Consider the following 23229-nt stretch of genomic DNA (forward strand, 5'->3'; position numbering starts at 1 on the left):
ATATCGGCTCAGCCTTCAATATAGGCATTCGAGAAACTCCCCCCGAAACCAAACGGGCTAACTTCAGCATTTTTCAAACGGGTATTACGAACCGCGAAATAAGGGGCATCGACAATCGGCAATATCGGTAAATCCGTTGCCGCCAGCACCTGAAATTCATTGAATAAGTTAATCCGCTTTTCGGGATTAGGTTCGGCAGCGGCACTTTCCAGCAGATTATCCATCTGTGGGTTGTTATAGCCGGAGCCATTTGAAAAAGGCACACCGGACACAATATTTTTTGACCAGAAGAAACGCTGCACGCCAATAGTAGGATCGGTCAGAGCAGAGGCTCCCGCAAAGGTCAGGTCAAAATCATAATCACCATAAATACGGCGGTAATAGGTGGCAATATCGTTGGCGCGAATTGTAACGTTAATACCTACTGCTGCCAGTGCTTGTTTCATATAAGCCGCAGCTGCAGAATAAACATCTCCGAGAGGGAGAGGATCGATTGTCAGACTCAGGCGTTTACCACTGGCATCTGCCGGGAATCCTGCCGCTTCTAATAATGCTATCGCTTTTTGCGGATTGAAATCGTATTGCGGTACATCCGCGGTATAGAAGTTTTTCATTGTTACCGGAATCGGTCCGGTTGCTGCTGTCGCAAAATCAAAGTAGACATTCTTCAGCATAAAATTGCGGTCGATAGCATGGAGTAATGCCTGACGAACACGGACATCTTGCAGATAAGGACGCCGTAAATTCACCTCAACAAAGTGGTTATTTCCATAGGCTTCATTTCCGGTGGTCGGCACTTCAATATAAGGTAATTTCGCCAGGCGTCGGGCATCAGCCATTGAAACCGGCATTCCTCCTCCAGCGTCCACCTCTTGCGCTTCAAAAGCCACCGCACGGGCTGAACTATCCTGAACCAGTAATACGACAATTTGGTCAGCATAAGGCTCATCCTTAGCCCAGTAATGCGGGTTTTTCTCCAGTAGAATATATTCACCCTGCTGCCATTCAACAAAGCGGAACGGACCCGAACCTATTGGCGCAGTATTGGCTGGGTTCTTCAGAATATCTGTCCCCTTATAAATATGCTCAGGAACGACCTGAGCCTCAGAGGAAAAGAGCGCATTCATGACAAAAGCAGAAGGCTTATTAAAGTGGAAGATACTGGTTAAATTATCGGGGGTGTCAACACGTTCAAGAGCAGCATAAGTAGAACGCCCACGTGAGTGAAATTTTTTCCATACTTCCATAGCAGAAAAAGCCACGTCAGCCGAAGTAATGGGTTTTCCATCGTGCCATTTTAAATCGTCACGCAACACGATAGTTAATGTTCTGGCATCATCCGATAATACAACTGAATTCGCCATCCGTGGTTGCGGGAGCATATTCTTATCATACTCAACTAATCCATCGAATATTTTCGGTGATATTAATGCTGTTTGCCCGGCGGAACTGATAGCACTTACCAGTACCGTAGGATCGCTGAGAAATATACGAATAGTACCACCTTTCACAGGTTGAGATGTCTGAGCAAAGGCCTTTCCTGATACGTCACCGAATGCTGAAAGAACAGCAATAGCCCCGGCACTTAATACAAATGACCTGCGAGAGATATTCACGTTATATATTTCCATGGCAAATGAAATTTTTTTAATTGTATGCAACCAATTAATTACATTCAATTTCTTTCAATGCCGACTTTATACTTTCATTATCTTTATATATCTAAAAAAAGCAATTGTAATTAAAACCAAAATAACAACACAGAGAATACCGTTAATTTATACAGGCAAGAAATAATAGAACTGGAGATAATGATGGAGGGATATCGGTGTCATGCAGAGTGGGCTGGAGAAAAACATTATAGCAACAATAGCTAAAAACAAGGGTATCTTTATCGATTTAAAGATACCCTGCTCGGTTATTTTTCCGGTAATTTGATATCTTTAAACATCTCTTCAATATCTTCATTTGACCGTAATGCTACTGCGGTATCGACCACATCGCGAGTTAAGTGTGGTGCGAAACGCTGGATAAAGTCATACATATAGCTGCGCAGGAAAGTACTACGTCTGAAGCCTATTTTGGTGGTGCTGTGGCTGAATATCCCCTGAGTCTCGATACGAACCAAATCCGGGTCAGTGACAGGATCAACCGCCATACTGGCAATCACTCCAACCCCTAAACCGAGACGAACGTACGTTTTAATGACGTCAGCATCGGTTGCCGTAAAGACAATACGCGGCGTTAACCCGGCACGGTTAAAGGCGGTATCCAGTTCTGAGCGTCCGGTAAAACCAAAGGTATAGGTCACCAGCGGATACTGAGCCAGTTCTTCAATGCTTACCGACGTTTTAGACGCCAGAGGATGGTCTGGAGTGACCACAATCGAGCGATTCCAGTGATAACATGGCAGCATCACTAAGTCGTCGTACAGGTGCAGTGCCTCAGTTGCGATAGCAAAATCCGCATTACCTTTTGAGACCGCTTCTGCTATCTGAGTCGGTGAGCCTTGATGCATATGCAAAGAGACCCGCGGATAGCGCTCAATAAAGCCCTTAATCACGCCCGGCAGAGCATAACGCGCCTGAGTATGCGTGGTGGCAACATATAACGAACCTTTATCAGGCCAGGTGTGTTCTCCGGCAACAGATTTTATCGCTTCTACCTTTGAGAGTACTTCGCGCGCAATGCGAATAATTTCCGCACCGGCAGGCGTCACCTGGGTCAGATGCTTACCACTGCGGGCAAAAATTTGGATCCCCAGCTCATCTTCCAGCATGCGCACTTGTTTACTGATACCTGGTTGGGAGGTATAAAGCCCTTCCGCCGTCGAGGACACATTCAGGTTGTGATTGACGACTTCAACAATATAACGAAGCTGCTGTAGTTTCATGATTGGGTATCCAGAGTCAAAAATATTTACCGTAACGATGGGGCGGCAAAGCAGCATCGTGAGTACAAAATAAAGAGATCTTTATTATAACCGTCAGACTTCGAATCTCCCGGACCACCGGGCCGCTGTAAATATGACGGGTAGATATCAATATATAGCCAGTTTTTATATATGCAACAAAAAAATAATAAACAGGTTATATAGAATGATAAAAAAAACCGGAGATTTTGTCCCCGGTTTATGGTGTCACCTGTAACAGGCTACTTTTTACCTTCGACCCATTTACCATCAATGAAGAAGGCTGACCAGCCCGTTGCTTTTCCGTCTTTCTCAGAAGAAACATACTGCTGTTTGGTTTTACGGCTAAAGCGGACTACCGATTTATTGCCTTCGGCGTCAGCTTGCGGCGCATCGGCCAGGTAACGTAACTTTTCCGGAAGACGATCGCGGAAACGGTACAGTTCTTCAACCAACGGCGCGCGAGTTTCACGAGATTTAGGGAAAGTATTCGCCGCGAGGAATACGCCGGCTGCCCCGTCGCGCAGGACGAAATAAGCGTCCGACTTTTCACACGGCAATTCAGGTAACGGCACCGGATCTTCCTTCGGCGGTGCAACTTCACCGTTACGCAGGATCTTACGGGTATTTTTACAGTCTTCGTTAGTACATCCCATGTATTTACCGAAACGCCCCATTTTCAGATGCATTTCAGAACCACATTTTTCGCACTCGACGATCGGGCCGTCATAACCCTTAATGCGGAACTCGCCCTCTTCGATTTCGTAGCCATCACAGGTTGGGTTATTACCACAAACATGTAGTTTACGTTTCGGATCGATTAAGTAGCTGTCCATAGCGGTGCCACATTTCTGGCAACGACGCTTGGCGCGCAAGGCGTTAGTTTCTGCATCATCACCTTCGAGAACATTCAGAACTTCGTTCTCAGCCACCAAATTAATCGTCGTTTTACAACGCTCTTTTGGAGACAAGGCATAGCCAGAACAACCTAAGAATACGCCAGTGCTGGCAGTTCGAATGCCCATTTCCCGTCCGCAGGTCGGACAGTCAATGCTGGTCAGTACCATCTGATTTGGACGCATTCCTCCCTGCTCAGGATCCTGCTCGGCCTTTTCCAGTTGAGCACTGAAATCACTGAAGAAACTGTCCAGAGCCTGTTTCCATTCAGCTTCATTTTTGGCTATCTGGTCGAGATGGTCTTCCATCTGAGCGGTAAAGTCATAGTTCATCAGCTCACGGAAGTTCTCTTCCAGACGGTCGGTGACAATTTCACCCATTTTTTCCGCATAGAAACGGCGGTTTTCAGTGCGGACATAACCGCGGTCCTGAATGGTTGAAATAATCGAAGCATAGGTGGAAGGACGACCAATACCGCGTTTTTCCAGCTCTTTAACCAATGAAGCTTCACTGAATCTGGCCGGTGGCTTGGTAAAGTGCTGAGCCGGGAGCAGTTCCAGTAATGACAAGGTATCGCCAGGATTAACTGCGGGTAAAATCCTGTCCTCGTCACCTTTACGCAAGGCTGGCATCACTTTCGTCCAGCCATCAAAGCGTAAAATACGGCCACGGGCTTTAAGACGATAGTCACCCGCTTCAACCGTTAAGGTGGTGGCATCGTACTTCGCTGGTGTCATCTGGCAGGCAACAAACTGACGCCAGATTAACTGATACAGTTTCTGTGCATCCGCTTCCATATCCTTGAGTGCTTCTGACTGCACCTGGATGTCGGTTGGACGGATAGCTTCATGCGCTTCCTGCGAGTTGTCTTTACTGGCGTACTGGTTTGGCTCTTTTGGCAGATATTTCGCACCAAAACTGTCAGCCACGTAATCACGCACCATGGTGAGCGCATCCTGGCTCAGGTTGGTGGAGTCAGTACGCATATAGGTGATGTGACCTGCTTCATAAAGACGCTGAGCCATCATCATGGTCTTTTTCACCCCAAAGCCCAGACGGGTGCTGGCTGCTTGCTGGAGTGTCGAGGTAATGAAAGGTGCACCTGGCTTGCTACTGGTCGGTTTATCTTCACGATCACGTACCTTGTAGCTCGCTTTTTCAAGCAATGCCACGGCCGCCATAGTCTGGTCACGGTTAACCGGACGGAACGGTTTATCCAGATGGTGGCTTACCTCCATCGACAACGCATCACCTTGCGGTGTATTCAGGTTAGCATCAATTTCCCAGTACTCTTCCGGGACAAACGCTTTGATTTCACGTTCACGCTCAACTACCAGGCGTACAGCAACAGACTGAACGCGTCCGGCAGACAGGCCACGGGCAATTTTTTTCCACAGCAGTGGGGAAACCATATAGCCCACCACACGGTCCATAAAGCGACGTGCTTGCTGCGCGTTAACCCGGTCAATATTCAGTTCACCGGGTTTTTCAAAGGCCTGTTGAATAGCATTTTTGGTGATTTCGTTAAAAACCACACGACTGTACCGGGTATCATCTCCGCCGATTACTTCCCGCAGGTGCCATGCAATGGCTTCCCCTTCGCGGTCAAGGTCGGTTGCGAGATAGATATGATCCGCATTTTCAGCCAGTGACTTAAGTTCAGCAACGACCTTCTCTTTACCAGGCAGCACTTCATAGCGTGCGTCCCAGTTATGCCACGGGTCAATGCCCATGCGATTGACTAACGCAGCTCGCTCGTCCTTTTTGACTTTTTTCGTCCCTTTAGGGGCCGCAGTCTCACTACTTTTTTTGGTGGCTGATCCACTGGTCGGCAAATCACGAATATGACCCACGCTGGACTTAACCACGTAGTCATTTCCGAGATATTTGTTGATCGTTTTGGCTTTTGCCGGGGACTCAACGATGACGAGAGCTTTACCCATATTCACCTTTACCTATTTAATTCTTCCAGGAATACGTCGCTGGTTTCACCATCCACTGGCGACGTGCCTTACATATTGTGGCCACGTCGGATGAGATCAACCCTTTTCATTTATCAACTGCGCCATGATCCACGACACAGTAAGGTGTTGAACGTTCAGGCTTTCGTGCAAGTGCTACAGCACGACGGATATTTGGTTGAATGTCAAGCAATTCTGTTGTCAGATTCGCGAAAGGGTCACACTCTACCTGATAAAATATGTTACGCAACTTTATTAATACGCATTCTTAGCGAGTGCCAATTTGGTTAACATCTTAAAGTCACCAATAGTACAGGGTTATTTGCCCCGAGAGGAAAAATAGACGTACACTAGTCTGATTTTTCATAAGAGGCAGATTACACATGCAAACTCAAACCATCGATAGCGCGTCACTGCTGGCTGAAGCCAATACAATCATCCGCGAACATGAAGACTTTATACACGGAATGGCTGTCATCAGTGTAGAACAGAAAAATGGATTCCTGATTTTTAAAGGCGATTATTTTCTCGATGAACAAGGGCTACCGACACCCAAGAGCACGGCCGTGTTTAATATGTTTAAGCACCTGAGCCATGTACTTTCTGAGAAATATCAGCTCATCGACTAAAGTAGCCGCTAAATGTAAAACGGGGTCCGCAGACCCCGCATTGAATTTTACAGTAAGGGTTTCTCTCCACGCTGCCACCAGCGCAGCAGGAGCCTGTCAATACTTTTTGCCGCACTGCCGGTGAACCTGTCCATCACTTTTTTCCGTTTCGCGTAACGAACGTGAAGGACATCATACTCCTTCATCAGATTAAGGATCAGGTCATCACTAGTCGAGATATCATCCACGAGTCCTTTTTCCAGGGCCTGGGTACCGTACCAGTGCTCACCGGTAGCTACAGCCTCAATATCAAGCCCTGGACGCATCTCCTGCACAAACTGCTTAAATAACAGGTGCGTTTCATTTAAGTCTTCACGGAATTTTTCGCGCCCCTGTTCGGTATTCTCACCAAATAAGGTTAACGTCCGTTTGTATTGTCCGGCGGTATGCAATTCCACATCGACGTTATGACGCTGCAGCAGGCGATGGAAGTTTGGCACTTGGGCGACCACACCAATCGAACCGATGATAGAGAATGGTGCGGCAACAATGCGTTGCGCGACACAGGCCATCATATAGCCACCACTGGCCGCGACTTTATCGACGGCAACAGTGAGCGGGACCTGCTTTTCACGTAAACGTTGCAGCTGCGATGCAGCCAGTCCGTAACCGTGAACCACCCCGCCAGGACTTTCCAGACGCAATAGTACCTGATCTTTGGACTTAAAGACCGACAGGACAGCCGTTATTTCTTCACGCAGGGAAGTGACTTCATGAGCATCCATACTGCCTTTAAAATCAAGTACAAACAGACTCGGTTTGCCTGAGCTTGCGGTTTCGCCCCGTTTGGCTCGCGCCTTAGCCTCTTTGGCCTCCAGCTTATGCTTCTTTCTTTCTCCTTTATGCCAGAGCTTTTGCTGATGGCTGTCGAGCATAGCAACATGCATCTCTTGTTGCATATCTTGATATTGTTCACTGAGATGCGTCACCTTCAATTCACCGCGCGCACTGCTTCTGCGTAAGGCAAGATTAGCAATGATTATCGCAATCGCTGCAATCGCCACCACGACGGTAACGATTTTAGCGAGGAAGAGTCCATAATTAGCAAGTAGATCCACAGGTTCCGCCTTTATCACTAACATTATTTGTCTGGATGATTGTACCCGACCCAATACCCTTCCGTCTGTAAACCAGGATAAAGGTTAATCCCGGTTGAAGGATAAAAAGAGGCTGAAAAAGATGACGTTCGGCAGCGAAAACCACGACATAACGCAAAAGCATTGAAATAACTTGAATTTTCAGGCATAAAGCCTGTCAGTAAGGAATTAATTAATCGCTAAAACCATCTGTATTATCTCCAGAAAAAGAGCTCAAATAGCAAAAAAGCAGGCGTCAGAGTCTGTAGCTTGATATCCAGGGAGTCTATTTTGCTTTATCAACCAGCAGATAATATTTTAGAAAAACGCATTATTCTGGTCACCGGTGCCAGTGATGGTATTGGTCGTGAAGCGGCAATGACCTACGCACGTTTCGGTGCGTCTGTGGTTCTGGTTGGCCGTAACCGGGATAAACTCAATATCGTTGCCCGGCAGATAGAGGAGCAAGGCTTTCCTCAGGCTGAGATTCTGTTGCTGGATTTTGCCCGTGCGACATCTGCTGATTGCTGGCAGCTGGCAAGCCAACTGGCAAATAAAGTTCCGCATCTTGATGGTGTCTTGCACAATGCCGGTATTCTCGGTGACCGTGCAGTGATGACTGAACAAGATGCTGAAACCTGGCAAGCGGTGATGCAAATTAACGTCAATGTAACTTTTTTTCTGACCCAAGCCCTGTTACCTCTCTTACTCAAAGCTCAGGAACCTTCGCTGGTATTTACCAGTTCCAGTGTCGGGCGACAAGGGCGGGCGGGCTGGGGAGCCTATGCAGTATCTAAATTTGCTACTGAGGGTATGATGCAAACCCTGGCCGATGAATATCAGCCTCAGAATTTACGGGTTAACTGTATCAATCCGGGGGGAACGCGTACCGCTATGCGCGCCAGCGCCTTCCCGAGCGAAGATCCCGGCAAGCTTAAAACCCCTGCCGACCTGATGCCCCTCTATTTATGGCTGATGGCGGATGATAGTCGCGGTCAGACCGGCCAGAGTTTTGATGCTCAACCACAGCGTAAACCAGGAATAGCCCAATGAGTGACTCCCGTTATCAGCAGCGTCAGCAACGTCATAAAGAGAAAGTTGATGCCAGCATTGCCCGTGCTCAGGAAGAACGTGGAATTCTGATTATCTTTACCGGCAACGGCAAAGGCAAAACTACCGCCGCGTTCGGGACTGTGACCCGTGCAGTGGGGCATCAGAAAAAAGCGGGAGTGATTCAGTTTATCAAAGGGACATGGCCTAATGGCGAGCGTAATTTACTCGAACCACTGGGTGTAGAATTTCAGGTGATGGCGACCGGGTTTACCTGGGAGACACAAAACAGGGAAACCGACTCCAAAGCCTGTCAGGAAGTCTGGCAGCATGCTTTGCGAATGCTGGCTGATGAGAGTCTGGATCTGGTGGTGCTGGATGAACTGACCTATATGGTCACTTATGACTATCTGGCGCTCCAGGAGGTGATTGCCGCCCTGAAAGCACGTCCGGCTCATCAAACCGTCATCATTACCGGTCGTGCCTGTCATCGTGATTTGCTGGAGCTGGCTGATACGGTGAGCGAGCTACGTCCGGTAAAACATGCTTTTGAGAGTGGTGTCAAAGCTCAACAAGGAATTGATTACTGAAAGGATTGACGAGAAGAAGAGATTCGGGAATAAATCAAAGGGAAAATTTCTCTTCCCTCTGATCAAATTAAAAGCATAGGTTAGCTGGAACGCCCGCCTGAGCTTTTGCCTGAACGTCCACTCGCGCGTCCGCCAGCACTTTCACCGGTACGTCGGCTCGGGCGTCCACCCGACTTTTCACCCGCGCGTGGGCGTCCGCCAGCGTTTTCACCGGTACGGCCACTTGAACGGCCACCTGCGTTTTCGCCAGTGCGTCCACCTGGACGGCCAGTAGTGTTTTCACCGCTACGTCCGCCTGGACGTGCCGCAGTGTTTTCACCAGTACGTGTGCCTGGACGGCCACCAGTAAGTCGTGCAGTGGAACCCTCAGCAGAACGCTCATTGTTCCCCTGGCCATGACGTTTCACCGCACGACGAATCTGATTCGCTTTCATCGGACGCCTGTCTTTCTCAACTGCAACCTTGCTGTTGGTTTCTACATCTAATTCAACCAGTGCACGCAAGTAGTTAGTCGGGCCCAGATCGAGTTCGGTGTAACCACCTCGAGGCAGGCCTTTTGGCAACTGAATATCGCCATAACGTACGCGGATCAGGCGGCTGACCTGCACTCCGACTGCTTCCCAGAGCCGACGAACTTCACGGTTACGTCCTTCGGTCAGGGTGACGCTATACCACTGGTTAATCCCTTCCCCACCGGTAAACTTGATAGTTTTAAAGGCAGCCGGGCCGTCTTCTAACTGCACACCACGGGAAAGTTGCTTGATTTTATCGTCGCCGACTTCGCCAAAGACACGCACAGCATATTCACGTTCAACTTCGCGGCTCGGATGCATCAGGCGGTTAGCCAGTTCACCATCGGTGGTGAACAACAGCAGACCACAGGTATTTACATCCAGGCGTCCGACTGCAATCCAGCGCGCACCGCGCAGTTTAGGTAAACGATCGAACACTGTCGGGCGACCTTCAGGGTCGCTACGAGTACAAAGCTCGCCTTCAGGCTTATAATAGGCCAGCACCCGGCAAATCTGATCAACGGATTCTTTCATTGAAATCAGATGACCATCGATACGGATTTTAAGTGCCTGAGTAACTTCTACACGGTCACCCAGTTTTGCTATTTTGCCGTCCACGCTTACGCGGCCAGCAGAGATAATGGTTTCGATCTCACGACGAGACCCATGACCGGCACGCGCCAGTACTTTTTGTAGCTTTTCGCTCTTTTCGCTCATTGAGCTTCCTCGGTGTCGCCTTCACAGGCGTCTGAATACTTATAAAACAGCGAGTTGACTAAGAAGTTAACTCGCGGTCAGGTAACTGTTTCATGGTATAGAGCATGGCAGATAATAATCTCGCACAGGCTGCCACACACAATGATTCGTGGGCGTACATTCTACACTAAATTTTATGTGAAGGGGGCAGCAAGTTTTATTCCGGCTTTTAAGTCATCAAAAGCTAGTGACATGCAGAATATCCAGGAAAGGGATAAATACGACTTAGTTAAACCGGCAACTTCTTCCCGATGGTGAACCAATAAAGAATCTCATTTTTTCACAGGTAATGCTGACAGTCTGCCCTTTTCTCAAACGGGAGGCTTGGGATTTTTCAGAGTCCTCCATACCAAAGCGCGCAGGCATATAATCATTATCACTTTGAAGTGATACCACCACACTGTCGGTAAAATCCTTATCAATACTTTGAACAACACCCGTCACTTCAACTTTCCGGCCACCTATTTTATCGTCTGCTGCGACTTCGTTTTCATCATACATTTCAGCTAATGCTGTCGCCGTAGTCCGGTAAACACGCTTATCCGAACCATCATTACCCGATTTTGTCCTGACAGGTTGTTCTGGGGTGTTTAAATCTGCAGCGAATCCAGAAATCGCGCCCCTCCGATCGAGATAACTCACGAATTCACCGCAGGTATGAATGACGACCTTATCTTGAGTGATGGTTTTTCCCTTTTCCTTTAAGTTCTGACCAACCGCCGCGCCGAGCAGAACGGTATCATGGATTATAGAATAGGCTTTGGTGCCTTTCTCCATCCCCTGCGTCACTCGGCTTACCACTCCAGTAATAGCCTTATCAAGCGGGATGTCCGTTTTGATGTCACCTTTTAAGGTTAATTCACAGGTGGCGTTAAACAAATTACTGATATAGTCCTCGGCCGAGGAACGGTAGGGTTGCAGATTTTCAGAATTGAGCGATTGTTGGTTGTTCGCCAATGTACTGAAGGAGCAAACAATCAAGGACAGCGCGATTATATTTTTCATACCCATTCCTGAATAAATATTTAAATGAAAAGCAGTTAATTCCAAGCTGTGTAGCAAGAACAGATTATTCTATAAGCGGTTAGTTAGCTGAGCGTCTTTAACAATAAACAGGGTAAAAATTGATCAACCAGAAAGAAGCAGTTAAATTAATAAAAAAGAATTTTTCTTCAGCGCATTAATTAATTCACTGACCGAAAAGCCGGCGTTCAGTATAATTGGCTAAAGTATTAAGGGTTTCCCCAGCCGCAGAGCCCGCTAAAATAACTGGTTTGCCCTCAGCTACCCAACGCTGATATTCAACCCGCTGTTTTTGATTTAATACTCTGTCCACCCAGACTACAATATGATCGGCTTTTATTTTATCAAGCTCCGGCATGGTTATAACATGGGGTAAAACTTCCACCCGAAACCCGTCACTCGCATAGCGAATAGACTCCAGCCAGATATCTACGCTGTCGTTAAGTGACATAGCAATAATGCACATGCTGCTGCCATAACGCTTACGCCCACTGGCGAGAACAAATGTCGCATATTCAATTAATGCGCCATCTAATGCGGCTCGCGCCATGGTCATTCCGGAACGACTATCAGCACTCATCCACAAACGTAGAGGGCGGATCATTTCATCGATAAAAATAGCCGGTGGCAGCTCACGTCCATAACGCCATATTAAGCCGCGAAGTTTGGCGTACTGCTGCTCCCGGCAATGGGAAATCAAGACGTCCTGTATCGCAAACCAGCCGGAATCACGACGTAGCGCCTCACCATTAAGTAAAGCGAGTATATTGCATACCGGAACGCCCTTTTCCAGCCAGCTGACAATTTCATTGACACGAGCACAATGGTCTATATCAAAAAAGCGATGTCCCCGCTCATCAGCATGCGGTTTGATTAAACCATAACGCTGCCAGCTACGTATATTCGCTGGTGTAACACCGCACTGGGAAGCAAAAACGTCAATGTTGAAGCGCGCCATATAATTCCTCTAAAGGAAAGGTGCCACATCACCCGCACCCTCGCGTAATACAACCGGGGTATCTTCAGTCAAGTCAATCACGGTAGTCGGTTGCTGCCCCAGATATCCCCCATGAATAATCGCATCCACGACTTTTTCCAGACGGTCTTTGATCTCTTCCGGATCCGACTCGGTAAAATCACTCCCCGGTAGCATCAGGGAAGTTGACAGCATGGGTTCATCTAAAGCCTCCAGTAATGCCTGGGCGATAGGATTTGAGGGGACTCTCAGACCAATAGTTTTACGCTTTTCTTGTAACAGTCGACGGGGAACTTCTTTGGTGCCCTTAAATACAAAGGTGTAGTTGCCCGGGGTGTTATTTTTTATCAGGCGAAAGGCGACGTTATCAACAAATGCATAGGTGGATAATTCGGATAAATCACGACACATCAATGTGAAATTGTGACCGCCTGGTAGCTGGCGAATACGACAAATACGCTCCATCGCATTCTTTTCTTCCAGTTTACACCCTAAGGCATATCCTGAATCGGTGGGATAAACAATAACCCCGCCTTTACGAATAATCTCGACAACCTGACTAATCAGACGTGGCTGTGGATTATCCGGATGAATATATAAAAACAGACTCATATTTTTCTCTCTTTACTGTGGGGAGTTTGCCCAGCGCTGCCATACTGGCTCAACACCACCAGGTAGCCATAATTTACGTCCAAGCTCAATCCACGCGCAAGGCTGATGGAAATCAGAGCCTTGAGAGGCCAGTAAATTAAACTGTTGAGCATAACTTGCCAGCAAAGTACGTTCATTCGGCGCTTGCTGACACTGTGCCACTTCCATGGCATCACCGCCACATTCGGCAAAATGTGCCAGTAATCTTTTTAACCATTTAGCGCTCAAATCGTAGCGTGCCGGATGCGCCACTACCGCCTGACCGCCTGCACGATGAATAATATCAACGGCCTGTTCTATACTACACCATTGAGGAGGTACATATCCTGTTTTCCCTTTTGCGAGATACTTCTTAAAAACATCCGCTATATTATTGGCACGTTTTTCTTCAATTAAGAAACGGGCAAAATGGGCTCGGGTAATCTCTCCGCCTTGCGCGTGTTTCATTGCGCCTTCTAATGCACCGGGAATTTTAGCTTTCTCAAGACGTTCCGCAATCAGTAAGGCACGATGCTGTCGACGTTCACTCTGCGCCTGTAAAAATGCGTTTAAGGGTGCATAACTCTCATCGATATTCAGTCCGACAATATGTATTTCATGATTCTCCCAGAGTGTGGAAATTTCCACTCCGGAGATAAGCTGCAATGGCAAGTTAGATTCAGTAATCGCTTTTCTGGCAGATGCCAGCCCGCTAACAGTATCATGATCGGTAATTGCCAGCACATTAACCCGCATATCGACTGCGCGGTGTACCAGCGCTTCTGGCGTTAACATGCCATCGGAAGCGGTAGTATGGCTATGCAAATCATGAATGACCAGTAATCCTGTTTCGTTCAAAATATCTCCAGGTGACTAAAAAGGCTAATGAGACCAATAAGACTTATCATACCTGGATTCAGTAATTTAGAAAAATCGCTATTGACAATTAACCGCTGAACCAGTTTACTAGTACGAAAGTTCACTTGGATTAAAAAGGTATCTGAAATGAAAGCGATGATTTCTGTAACTCGTGGTTGGCGTACTTCCTGAATCAGGACGGCGCGCGCATTCATGCTATTTGCTAGCACAGATATCAGCCCGCCCTATTGCGGGCTTTTTTTTGAACAAAATTTGAGAAATAACATGCAACCACAAAAACCAACACTTGAATTATTCAGCAGCGAAGCAACTTATTGTGAAAATCCTACGGCCCTGTTCCATAAACTTTGTGGAACCCGTCCGGCAACGTTATTGCTGGAGTCTGCGGATATTGACAGTAAAAACGATTTAAAAAGCCTGTTACTGGTCGACAGCGCTTTACGAATTACCGCTATGGGTCAAATCGTTACTCTGCAAGCCTTAACCGTTAATGGCGCAGCCCTGCTTCCTCTGCTGGATGCCGTTCTGCCCGATGAAGTGACGAACGAAAAACTGTCTGATGGCCGTATCCTGCGTTTCCCTGCCGTCAGCGCACTGTTAGATGAAGATGCCCGTCTGTGCTCTCTGTCAGTATTCGATGCTTTTCGTTTACTACAAGAGCTGGTGATTGTGCCAGCAGCCGACCGCGAGGCAATGTTTTTCGGCGGGCTATTTGCCTATGACCTGGTCGCCGGTTTTGAAGACTTACCGGCATTGAAGCAAGATAACAGCTGCCCGGATTACTGCTTCTATCTGGCTGAAACCTTACTGATTATCGATCATCAGAAACAACAGACTAAAATTCAGGCAAGTCTGTTCACACCGATTGAAAGTGAAAGGCAGCGTCTGCAGGAACGCACGTCTCAGTTACGCCAGCAAATGGCTGAGCCTTTAGAGGCAGTTCCGGTGCAAGTCGTGGCAAATATGCGCTGTGATGTGAATCAAAGCGATGAAGCCTTTGGTGCCGTGGTGCGTCAAATGCAGAAGTCGATTCGTGCCGGAGAGATTTTCCAGGTCGTCCCGTCACGCCGTTTTTCACTGCCCTGTCCGTCGCCATTGGCTGCCTATCAGACGCTGAAAAAGAGCAATCCAAGTCCTTATATGTTCTTTATGCAGGATAATGATTTCACCCTGTTTGGTGCCTCTCCGGAAAGCTCACTGAAATATGATGCCAGCAATCGCCAAATTGAAATTTATCCGATAGCCGGTACCCGTCCTCGTGGGCGTCGTGCTGACGGTTCTTTAGATCGTGATCTCGACAGTCGTATTGAGCTGGAAATGCGTACCGACCAAAAAGAGCTGTCTGAACATCTGATGCTAGTTGACCTGGCCCGTAACGATCTGGCACGTATCTGTACGCCAGGAAGCCGTTACGTCGCTGATTTAACCAAAGTAGACCGCTACTCTTTTGTTATGCACCTGGTATCACGCGTGGTGGGTGAACTGAGCCACAACCTGGATGCCTTACATGCCTATCGCGCCTGTATGAATATGGGTACCTTAAGCGGCGCACCTAAAGTTCGCGCGATGCAATTAATTGCTGAAGCGGAAGGCGTTCGTCGGGGCAGCTACGGCGGTGCTGTAGGTTATTTCACAGCAGCCGGAACACTGGATACCTGTATTGTTATTCGTTCAGCTTATGTTGAAGCAGGCGTGGCAACCGTTCAAGCCGGAGCCGGTGTCGTACTGGACTCCGACCCGCAGTCAGAAGCCGATGAAACCCGTAATAAAGCGCGCGCGGTATTGCGTGCGATTGCCAGTGCCCACCATGCTCAGGAGAGTTTCTAATGGCTGACATTCTGCTGCTCGATAATATCGACTCATTTACTTATAACCTGGCAGATCAGCTGCGTGGCAGCGGGCACCATGTGGTGATTTATCGCAACCATGTCCCGGCACAACTGTTAATTGACCGCCTGGCGACGATGAATAATCCTGTGCTGATGCTTTCTCCGGGCCCGGGCGTGCCAAGTGAAGCTGGCTGTATGCCTGAGCTTCTGACGCGTTTACGGGGGCGACTGCCTATCATCGGCATTTGCCTGGGGCATCAGGCCATTGTTGAAGCCTACGGTGGCTATGTGGGTCAGGCGGGTGAGATCCTGCATGGTAAAGCCTCAGCGATTACGCATGACGGAGAAGCGATGTTCGCAGGCTTGCCTAATCCGCTCCCGGTGGCTCGTTATCACTCCCTGGTGGGAAGCAATATTCCTGCCGGACTAACGATTAATGCTCAGTTTGACGGCATGGTCATGGCGGTACGTCACGAAGTGGATCGTGTCGTTGGTTTTCAGTTCCATCCTGAGTCTATCCTGACTACCCAGGGAGCTCGCTTACTGGAACAGACGCTTGACTGGGCGTTACTGAAACTCAAACAGACCAATAGCACACAGCCTATTCTTGATAAGCTATATCAAGGACAAACGCTGGAACGGGAAGAAAGCCATCAGCTATTTTCTGCAATTGTGCGTGGCGAATTAAAGCCAGAACAATTAGCCGCAGCCCTGGTCAGTATGAAAGTTCGTGGTGAGCATCCACTTGAGATAGCCGGTGCTGCCAGTGCATTACTGGAACATGCTGCCGCATTCCCGACCCCGGACTATGAATTTACCGATATTGTCGGCACCGGTGGCGACGGCAGTAACAGTATTAATATTTCCACCGCCAGCGCCTTTGTTGCAGCGGCAGTAGGAATGAAAGTAGCGAAACACGGCAACCGCAGCGTTTCCAGCCGCTCAGGATCGTCCGATTTACTCGCAGCATTTGGTATTAATCTCGATATGAGTGCTGACGCATCACGTCATGCGCTGGATGAACTGGGAATTTGCTTTTTATTCGCCCCTAAATATCATTCAGGTTTCCGCCATGCGATGCCGGTCCGCCAGCAGCTGAAAACCCGCACGCTGTTCAATGTGCTGGGGCCATTGATTAACCCGGCACGTCCCCCGCTCGCCCTGATTGGTGTCTATAGCCCGGACCTGGTACTGCCGATTGCTGAAACCTTGCGTATGTTAGGCTATAAACGTGCCGCCGTGGTCCATAGTGGTGGGATGGATGAAGTTTCACTTCATGCTGATACCCAGGTTGCTGAGTTGAATAACGGCGAAATCAAAAGCTATACCCTGACGGCAGAGGATTTCGGGCTGGAGCCTTATGTTCAGGAAGCGCTGGCTGGCGGCACACCAGAAGAAAACCGTGATATTCTAACCCGACTGCTGCAGGGCAACGGTGAACTCGCCCATGAGTCAGCGGTCGCTGCCAATGTGGCGATGCTAATGCGTATCCATGGTCATGAAGATTTACGAGCAAATGCCCGACAGGTTCTGGAAGTGATTCGTAGTGGAGCGGCCTACTCAAAGGTAACTGCTCTGGCTGGAAGAGGATAAGCCAATGCAAGAGACTGTATTAACGAAAATCGTTGCGGATAAAGCGCTATGGGTCACCGCACGGAAAGAACAACAGCCACTGGACAGTTTTAAGAACAAGCTGGTCGCGACCGAGCGTGATTTTTATCGGGCGCTACGCGGGCCACGTACGGTCTTTATTCTCGAATGTAAAAAAGCGTCACCTTCTAAAGGCGTTATACGTGAGAATTTTGACCCGCAGCAGATAGCAAATGTCTATAAGCATTATGCCTCGGCAGTGTCCGTCCTGACGGACGAAAAGTACTTTCAGGGCAGCTTCGACTACCTGCCGATTGTCAGCCAGGTGGTCACGCAACCGGTTCTGTGCAAAGACTTTATTATTGACCCGTATCAGATTTATTTAGCGCGTTTTTATCAGGCAGATGCTTGCTTACTGATGCTCTCAGTGCTCGATGATGAACAGTATTTAGCCCTGGCTGCCGTTGCTCACAGCCTGAATATGGGTGTGCTGACTGAAGTCAGCAACGAAGCTGAGCTGGAACGCGCCATTGCGCTTAAAGCAAAAGTGGTCGGTATTAATAACCGTGATTTACGCGATTTATCAATCACCCTTGACCGTACTCGTCAACTGGCTCCGCGCCTGCCACGTGATGTCACGGTTATCAGTGAGTCCGGTATTAATCATTATGCCCAGGTCCGTGAACTCAGCCATTACGCGAACGGCTTTTTAATTGGCTCAGCATTGATGAGCGAACCCAATCTGACCCATGCCGTACGTCGTGTGTTGCTGGGCGCGAATAAGGTCTGCGGCCTGACCCGCGCTGAAGATGCCATGGCTGCCTACAGTGCCGGTGCCATTTACGGTGGTCTGATTTTTGTTCCCACATCACCGCGTCTGGTGAATGAGCAACAAGCCGCTACCGTTATTGCTGCTGCCCCGCTCAGTTATGTTGGTGTGTTCCGTAATCAATCAGTGGAAGACATTGTAGAGAAAGTTACCACGCTCGGACTGTCAGCTGTTCAGTTACATGGTACCGAAAACCAGGCCTGGATCACCGCCCTGCGCCAGGCTCTGCCAGCGACGGTTGAAATCTGGAAAGCACTCAGTGTCGATAACAGCTTGCCAGAACGCAACCTGCAGTACGTTGATAAGTATCTGCTGGATAATGGTCAGGGCGGAAGCGGTCAGCGCTTTGACTGGGGCCTGCTTGCAGGTCAGTCGCTGGACAATGTTCTGCTGGCCGGTGGACTGAATGAAAGTAATTGCTCGAGCGCGGCACAAACAGGCTGTGCCGGGCTGGATTTCAATTCTGGTGTTGAAACAGCGCCAGGTATTAAAGATGCTAACAAGCTGGCAGCCGTCTTCCAGACGCTGCGGGCTTACTAAGGAAACCAAGCGATGACATTACTGAATCCCTATTTTGGCGAATTTGGCGGTATGTATGTACCGCAGATCCTGATGCCCGCTTTGCGTCAGCTCGAAGAAGCTTTTGTAGCTGCACAATCGGATGCTGAATTTCAGGCCGAATTTACTGACTTACTGAAAAATTACGCCGGTCGCCCTACCGCACTGACCAAATGTCGTAATTTAACCGCTAACACTCGCAGTACGCTGTATCTTAAACGTGAAGATTTACTGCACGGTGGTGCGCACAAGACTAACCAAGTGCTGGGACAGGCACTGCTGGCAAAGCGGATGGGTAAAACTGAAATCATCGCTGAAACGGGCGCCGGTCAGCATGGCGTTGCCTCGGCACTGGCTTCGGCGCTGCTGGGCCTGAAATGCCGTATTTATATGGGCGCTAAAGACGTCGAGCGTCAGTCACCGAACGTATTCCGTATGCGTTTGATGGGGGCTGAGGTTATTCCGGTTCACAGCGGCTCCTCCACCCTGAAAGATGCCTGTAATGAAGCCTTACGTGACTGGTCTGGTAGTTATGAGACCGCTCACTACATGTTGGGTACCGCAGCGGGTCCACATCCTTACCCGACTATTGTGCGTGAGTTCCAGCGCATGATAGGTGAAGAAACTAAAGCGCAGATCCTCGAAAAAGAAGGTCGCCTGCCGGATGCGGTTATCGCCTGTATTGGTGGCGGCTCGAATGCCATTGGTATGTTCGCAGACTTTATCGATGAAACTGCGGTTAAGTTGATTGGGGTTGAACCCGGTGGTCACGGTATCGAAACCGGCGAGCATGGTGCGCCTCTGAAACATGGTCGTGTAGGTATCTATTTCGGTATGAAATCACCGATGATGCAGACCGAAGATGGCCAGATTGAAGAGTCTTACTCTATTTCAGCCGGTCTCGACTTCCCGTCAGTCGGCCCTCAGCACGCCTATTTGAACAGTATCGGTCGGGCTGATTACGTTTCAATCACCGACAATGAAGCACTTGAAGCATTTAAAGCGTTATCTCGCAAAGAAGGGATTATCCCGGCCCTCGAGTCTTCACATGCTTTGGCCCATGCCCTGAAAATGATCAACGAGAATCCGGAAAAAGAACAACTGTTAGTGGTGAACCTCTCTGGTCGCGGCGACAAAGATATTTTCACCGTCCACGACATTCTGAAAGCACGAGGTGAAATCTAATGGAACGTTATCATCAACTGTTTAAGCAGCTAAAAGACAAAAAAGAAGGCGCGTTTGTTCCCTTTGTGACGCTGGGGGATCCTAATCCTGAGCTGTCATTGCGGATTATTGATGCGCTGGTTGAAGGTGGTGCTGATGCCCTGGAACTGGGTATTCCTTTCTCCGATCCGCTGGCAGACGGTCCGACGATTCAGGATGCCGCCTTGCGTGCTTTTGCATCCGGCGTCAATCCGGCCCAGTGCTTTGAAATGCTGGCTGCTATTCGCCAAAAATACCCGACAATCCCAATTGGTCTGCTAATGTATGCCAATCTGGTATTCAGCCCGGGTATCGAGGCTTTTTACGCCAAATGTGCCGCTGTCGGCGTTGACTCCGTTCTGGTGGCCGATGTCCCTGTGGAAGAGTCGAAAGAGTTTCGTACTGCTGCTCTGGGGCATGAGGTTGCGCCTATCTTTATCTGCCCGCCAAATGCCGATGATGCTTTACTTCGTGAAATAGCTTCACATGGTCGGGGTTATACCTACCTGGTTTCCAGGGCTGGAGTCACGGGTGCTGAAAGCCGCGCTCAACTGCCGCTTCATCATCTGATAGACAAGCTGACCGAATACCATGCAGCCCCTCCTCTCCTTGGTTTTGGTATTTCAGAGCCATCACAGGTACGTGAGGCTATTCAGGCGGGAGCTGCGGGCGCTATTTCTGGTTCAGCCATTGTGAAGATTATTGAAAATAACCTTGATAATCCTGAGCAGATGCTAACCCTGTTAAAACAGTTTGTGGTTGAGATGAAAGCGGCAACCCGATAGTTAATCTTTCAGATTCTATAATAATAAAGCGGGTAAAAGAGACAACGTCACTTTTACCCGCTTTAACAAGAGAAACAGTACACTTTTCTTCTTATATTCAGAAACCCTCCCCCCCCCTCATTAATAAGCGCGCTAAATAATTCTCGTTACTTATAGTCGTAAAACATCGATAATTATAGACTCACTCTATGACTCTGTTTCTGCTCGTCAGTAATACCAAAACTTGAAAACATAACAGGTGTTAATGTCCTCAGAATCAGCGTGTGCGCAACAGAATGGCATGCGAGTTTCATATCGGCGGCAATTTCTCATTTAAGATAAATAATCGTAAGCATTTGGGAAAAATATTAATGAATGATAGCTCAGATGTAATGTATCGACTTCTGGTTCAGAGCGTAGTTGACTATGCCATTTATATGCTAAAACCGGATGGTACTATTGTTAACTGGAATACAGGCGCACAGCGTGCCAAAGGCTACCTGCCGGAAGAAATCATTGGTAAAAACTTTAGCTGCTTTTACAGTGAACAGGAACAACAAGAAGGCCTGCCTCAATATGGTCTGAGTATCGCACGCAAAACCGGGCGTTATGAGAACCAGGGCTGGCGTTACCGTAAAGATGGCAGCACCTTCTGGGCACATGTTGCTATTGATGCTATCCGTAATGACCAGGGCGAACTGCTAGGATTTGCCAAGGTAACCCGAGACTGTACTGAACTACACGACTACGAACAATCGTTGCGTGAGGCCCGAGAACTGGCGGAAGTTTACAGTGAAAAAATGGCCTCACTGTCTATTTTTCACGATACGATAGTCTCTCATATTCCTTCCAGCGTGATCATTGAAGATGTCATGACCCGGAAGATTTTACTGATGAATAACCGGGCACAGCGTCTGCTTGGTGGAGAAAAAAACGATTTTATCGGTAAGTCACTGTCAGAATCGATGCCTTCTTCAATCGGCGAGTATTTTGCGCAGCTTTCAGATGTCGCACAGCGTAAAGAAGGCACTCATCGAAACAAATGTCTGTTAAATAGCACTGAGGGTGACCGTGTTATCGATACCTCAGCTTCAGTGATCCGTGGAACAGATACCAGCCATAATTATGTATTACTTATGACGGATGATATTACCGAGCAGCATGCCGCCGACTCGCGTATTCGCCATATGGCCTACCACGACAATCTTACTAATCTTCCTAACCGCGTGCTGTTTAGCCAGCGACTAAATGAAGCTCTGGAAATTGCTTTACAGACTCGCACAATTTGCGCGGTTCTTTGTCTCGATCTGGATCACTTCAAACACGTTAATGACACGCTGGGTCATCATGTCGGTGATATGCTGCTGCGTGCTGTCGCAGTACGTCTGCGGAGTACGCTTCGTGAACAAGATACACTGGCGCGTACAGGTGGAGATGAGTTCTCCGTGGTTCTGCCCAATCTTAATCAAAGGGAAGAGGCTGACAGCGTAGCCAGCAGGCTGATTGAAATCATCCGCGCGCCGTTTGATGTCGAAGGCTATATGCTTTCCGTCGGATTAAGTGTCGGTATTGTTATCGTCGAGCCAGGAAATTGCGAACAAAGTCGTCTTCTGCGCTGCGCCGATATGGCGTTATATGAAGCCAAACGTAACGGGCGTAACCGTTTCGAGTATTTCACTGAAACGCTGGAAGAAGAGGCTGAAAAGCGTCATCTGATTGAGAACGACCTGCGAGAAGCGATTCATAGCGGTCAGTTTAAACTTTACTACCAGCCAATTACTAACTGTCAGAATACCGAGATTATTGGTTATGAAGCGCTTATGCGCTGGCACCATCCGGAAAGAGGTCTCATCATGCCGGATGACTTTATCCCCGTAGCAGAAGAAACGGGCCTTATCCATACTTTAGGCGCATATGCTTTGCATGAAGCCTGTCGTGAAGCCGCCAGTTGGCCGACGACGCAAAGCGTCGCCGTTAATCTTTCGCCATTACAGTTTAAAAGCAATACCCTGCTTTCAGTCATAGAAGCCGCATTAAGAAAATCGGGGCTGGCACCCGAGCGTCTGGAAGTGGAGATAACAGAATCAGTCCTGCTGGATAATTCCTCAGATAATATTGATGTTCTGAAACGGCTGAAAGCACTCGGGGTACAAATAGCCCTGGATGATTTTGGTACCGGTTATTCATCGCTCAGTTATATGCGTTCCTTCCCGTTCGATAAAATTAAAATCGATAAATCGTTTATTAGCGATATGCACTATAGCCGTGAATCTCTGGCTATTATTCGGGCGATAACCGGTATGAGCAGCAGCCTGGATATTAAAATAACCGCAGAAGGTGTGGAAAATATTGAGCAGTTTGAACAACTGAAAAAAGAAGGTTGTACTCTGTTCCAGGGTTACTACTTTGGTTATCCGCAGCCACCGGACAGACGTTTAGAAATGTTATGATTTGTTTATCCGGATACGTTTTGAGCAAAAAAACATTAACCTGATATTGCTAAAAAGGTCGCATTAGCGACCTTTAA

General features: G+C 48.3%; 17 protein-coding genes, 1 pseudogene and 1 other annotated feature. Of the genes and pseudogenes, 9 read left to right on the forward strand and 9 right to left on the reverse strand.

What is annotated here, in order from left to right; all coding sequences use genetic code 11:
- Window positions 1-8: 8 nt before the first annotated feature.
- The 3 genes from M2387_RS03250 to topA all read right to left on the reverse strand — a co-directional run bounded on the left by M2387_RS03250 (window position 9) and on the right by topA (window position 5751).
- Window positions 9-1616: an ABC transporter substrate-binding protein gene (locus tag M2387_RS03250; RefSeq protein ID WP_259047141.1), complete on the reverse strand. Its 1608-nt coding sequence runs from the start codon at window positions 1614-1616 to the stop codon at window positions 9-11.
- A gap of 302 nt (window positions 1617-1918) precedes the next feature.
- Window positions 1919-2893 carry an HTH-type transcriptional regulator CysB gene (cysB, locus tag M2387_RS03255; protein WP_259047143.1) on the reverse strand — a complete coding sequence of 325 codons (975 nt, stop codon included), beginning with the start codon at window positions 2891-2893 and terminating at the stop codon, window positions 1919-1921.
- Between the two features lie 260 nt (window positions 2894-3153).
- A complete protein-coding gene (gene topA / locus M2387_RS03260) occupies window positions 3154-5751 on the reverse strand; it encodes a type I DNA topoisomerase (protein ID WP_259047144.1) in 2598 nt (865 codons plus the stop codon).
- 401 nt (window positions 5752-6152) lie between these two features.
- Here topA and M2387_RS03265 point away from each other — a divergent pair, with 401 nt between their 5' ends.
- Window positions 6153-6398 (forward strand): YciN family protein, encoded by a 246-nt coding sequence (locus M2387_RS03265; protein WP_259047145.1) that lies wholly within the window; start codon window positions 6153-6155, stop codon window positions 6396-6398.
- A gap of 47 nt (window positions 6399-6445) precedes the next feature.
- Here M2387_RS03265 and sohB read toward each other — a convergent pair whose 3' ends face one another.
- Complete coding sequence (gene sohB / locus M2387_RS03270; protein ID WP_259047146.1) at window positions 6446-7495, reverse strand: protease SohB; 1050 nt, start codon at window positions 7493-7495, stop codon at window positions 6446-6448.
- Window positions 7496-7804: 309 nt separating this feature from the next.
- Between sohB and M2387_RS03275 the strand changes: the two genes are divergently transcribed.
- Together M2387_RS03275 and cobO are read left to right on the forward strand one after the other, a co-directional pair.
- A complete protein-coding gene (locus M2387_RS03275) occupies window positions 7805-8566 on the forward strand; it encodes a YciK family oxidoreductase (protein WP_259047147.1) in 762 nt (253 codons plus the stop codon).
- Window positions 8563-9153: a cob(I)yrinic acid a,c-diamide adenosyltransferase gene (gene cobO / locus M2387_RS03280; protein WP_259047148.1), complete on the forward strand. Its 591-nt coding sequence runs from the start codon at window positions 8563-8565 to the stop codon at window positions 9151-9153. The genes M2387_RS03275 and cobO overlap by 4 nt, the downstream gene beginning before the upstream one ends.
- Window positions 9154-9503: 350 nt before the next feature.
- Here the strand turns inward: cobO and rluB are convergent.
- From rluB to rnm, 5 genes and pseudogenes are all read right to left on the reverse strand, one after another.
- Window positions 9504-10382: pseudogene (gene rluB / locus M2387_RS03285) on the reverse strand (23S rRNA pseudouridine(2605) synthase RluB); the annotation flags it as partial.
- Between the two features lie 264 nt (window positions 10383-10646).
- Window positions 10647-11426, reverse strand: a complete 780-nt coding sequence (locus tag M2387_RS03290; protein ID WP_259047149.1) for an OB-fold putative lipoprotein — start codon at window positions 11424-11426, stop codon at window positions 10647-10649.
- 184 nt (window positions 11427-11610) lie between these two features.
- The gene (locus M2387_RS03295; protein ID WP_259047150.1) at window positions 11611-12402 is read right to left on the reverse strand and encodes a MerR family transcriptional regulator; all 792 of its coding nucleotides are present in this window, start codon (window positions 12400-12402) and stop codon (window positions 11611-11613) included.
- A 9-nt stretch (window positions 12403-12411) separates the two neighbouring features.
- Entirely contained in the window at window positions 12412-13032 is a 621-nt protein-coding gene (locus M2387_RS03300; protein ID WP_259047151.1) for an L-threonylcarbamoyladenylate synthase, read from the reverse strand.
- A 12-nt stretch (window positions 13033-13044) separates the two neighbouring features.
- Window positions 13045-13908, reverse strand: a complete 864-nt coding sequence (gene rnm / locus M2387_RS03305; protein ID WP_259047153.1) for an RNase RNM — start codon at window positions 13906-13908, stop codon at window positions 13045-13047.
- A 171-nt stretch (window positions 13909-14079) separates the two neighbouring features.
- Window positions 14080-14172, forward strand: a sequence feature (Trp leader region).
- A 21-nt stretch (window positions 14173-14193) separates the two neighbouring features.
- Here rnm and M2387_RS03310 point away from each other — a divergent pair.
- The 6 genes from M2387_RS03310 to M2387_RS03335 all read left to right on the forward strand — a co-directional run bounded on the left by M2387_RS03310 (window position 14194) and on the right by M2387_RS03335 (window position 23152).
- A complete protein-coding gene (locus M2387_RS03310) occupies window positions 14194-15756 on the forward strand; it encodes an anthranilate synthase component 1 (protein WP_259047154.1) in 1563 nt (520 codons plus the stop codon).
- Complete coding sequence (gene trpD / locus M2387_RS03315) at window positions 15756-17351, forward strand: bifunctional anthranilate synthase glutamate amidotransferase component TrpG/anthranilate phosphoribosyltransferase TrpD (RefSeq protein ID WP_259047156.1); 1596 nt, start codon at window positions 15756-15758, stop codon at window positions 17349-17351. Before M2387_RS03310 ends, trpD begins: the two co-directional genes overlap by 1 nt.
- Before the next feature lie 4 nt (window positions 17352-17355).
- Window positions 17356-18717, forward strand: a complete 1362-nt coding sequence (gene trpCF, locus M2387_RS03320; RefSeq protein ID WP_259047157.1) for a bifunctional indole-3-glycerol-phosphate synthase TrpC/phosphoribosylanthranilate isomerase TrpF — start codon at window positions 17356-17358, stop codon at window positions 18715-18717.
- Window positions 18718-18729: 12 nt separating this feature from the next.
- Window positions 18730-19920 carry a tryptophan synthase subunit beta gene (trpB, locus tag M2387_RS03325; protein WP_259047158.1) on the forward strand — a complete coding sequence of 397 codons (1191 nt, stop codon included), beginning with the start codon at window positions 18730-18732 and terminating at the stop codon, window positions 19918-19920.
- Entirely contained in the window at window positions 19920-20723 is an 804-nt protein-coding gene (trpA, locus tag M2387_RS03330) for a tryptophan synthase subunit alpha (protein WP_259047159.1), read from the forward strand. Before trpB ends, trpA begins: the two co-directional genes overlap by 1 nt.
- Window positions 20724-21073: 350 nt before the next feature.
- Window positions 21074-23152, forward strand: a complete 2079-nt coding sequence (locus M2387_RS03335; RefSeq protein ID WP_259047160.1) for a sensor domain-containing protein — start codon at window positions 21074-21076, stop codon at window positions 23150-23152.
- The last annotated feature ends 77 nt before the right edge of the window (window positions 23153-23229 follow it).

The organism is Klebsiella sp. BIGb0407 (assembly GCF_024807845.1).
Lineage (GTDB): Bacteria > Pseudomonadota > Gammaproteobacteria > Enterobacterales > Enterobacteriaceae > JGM124.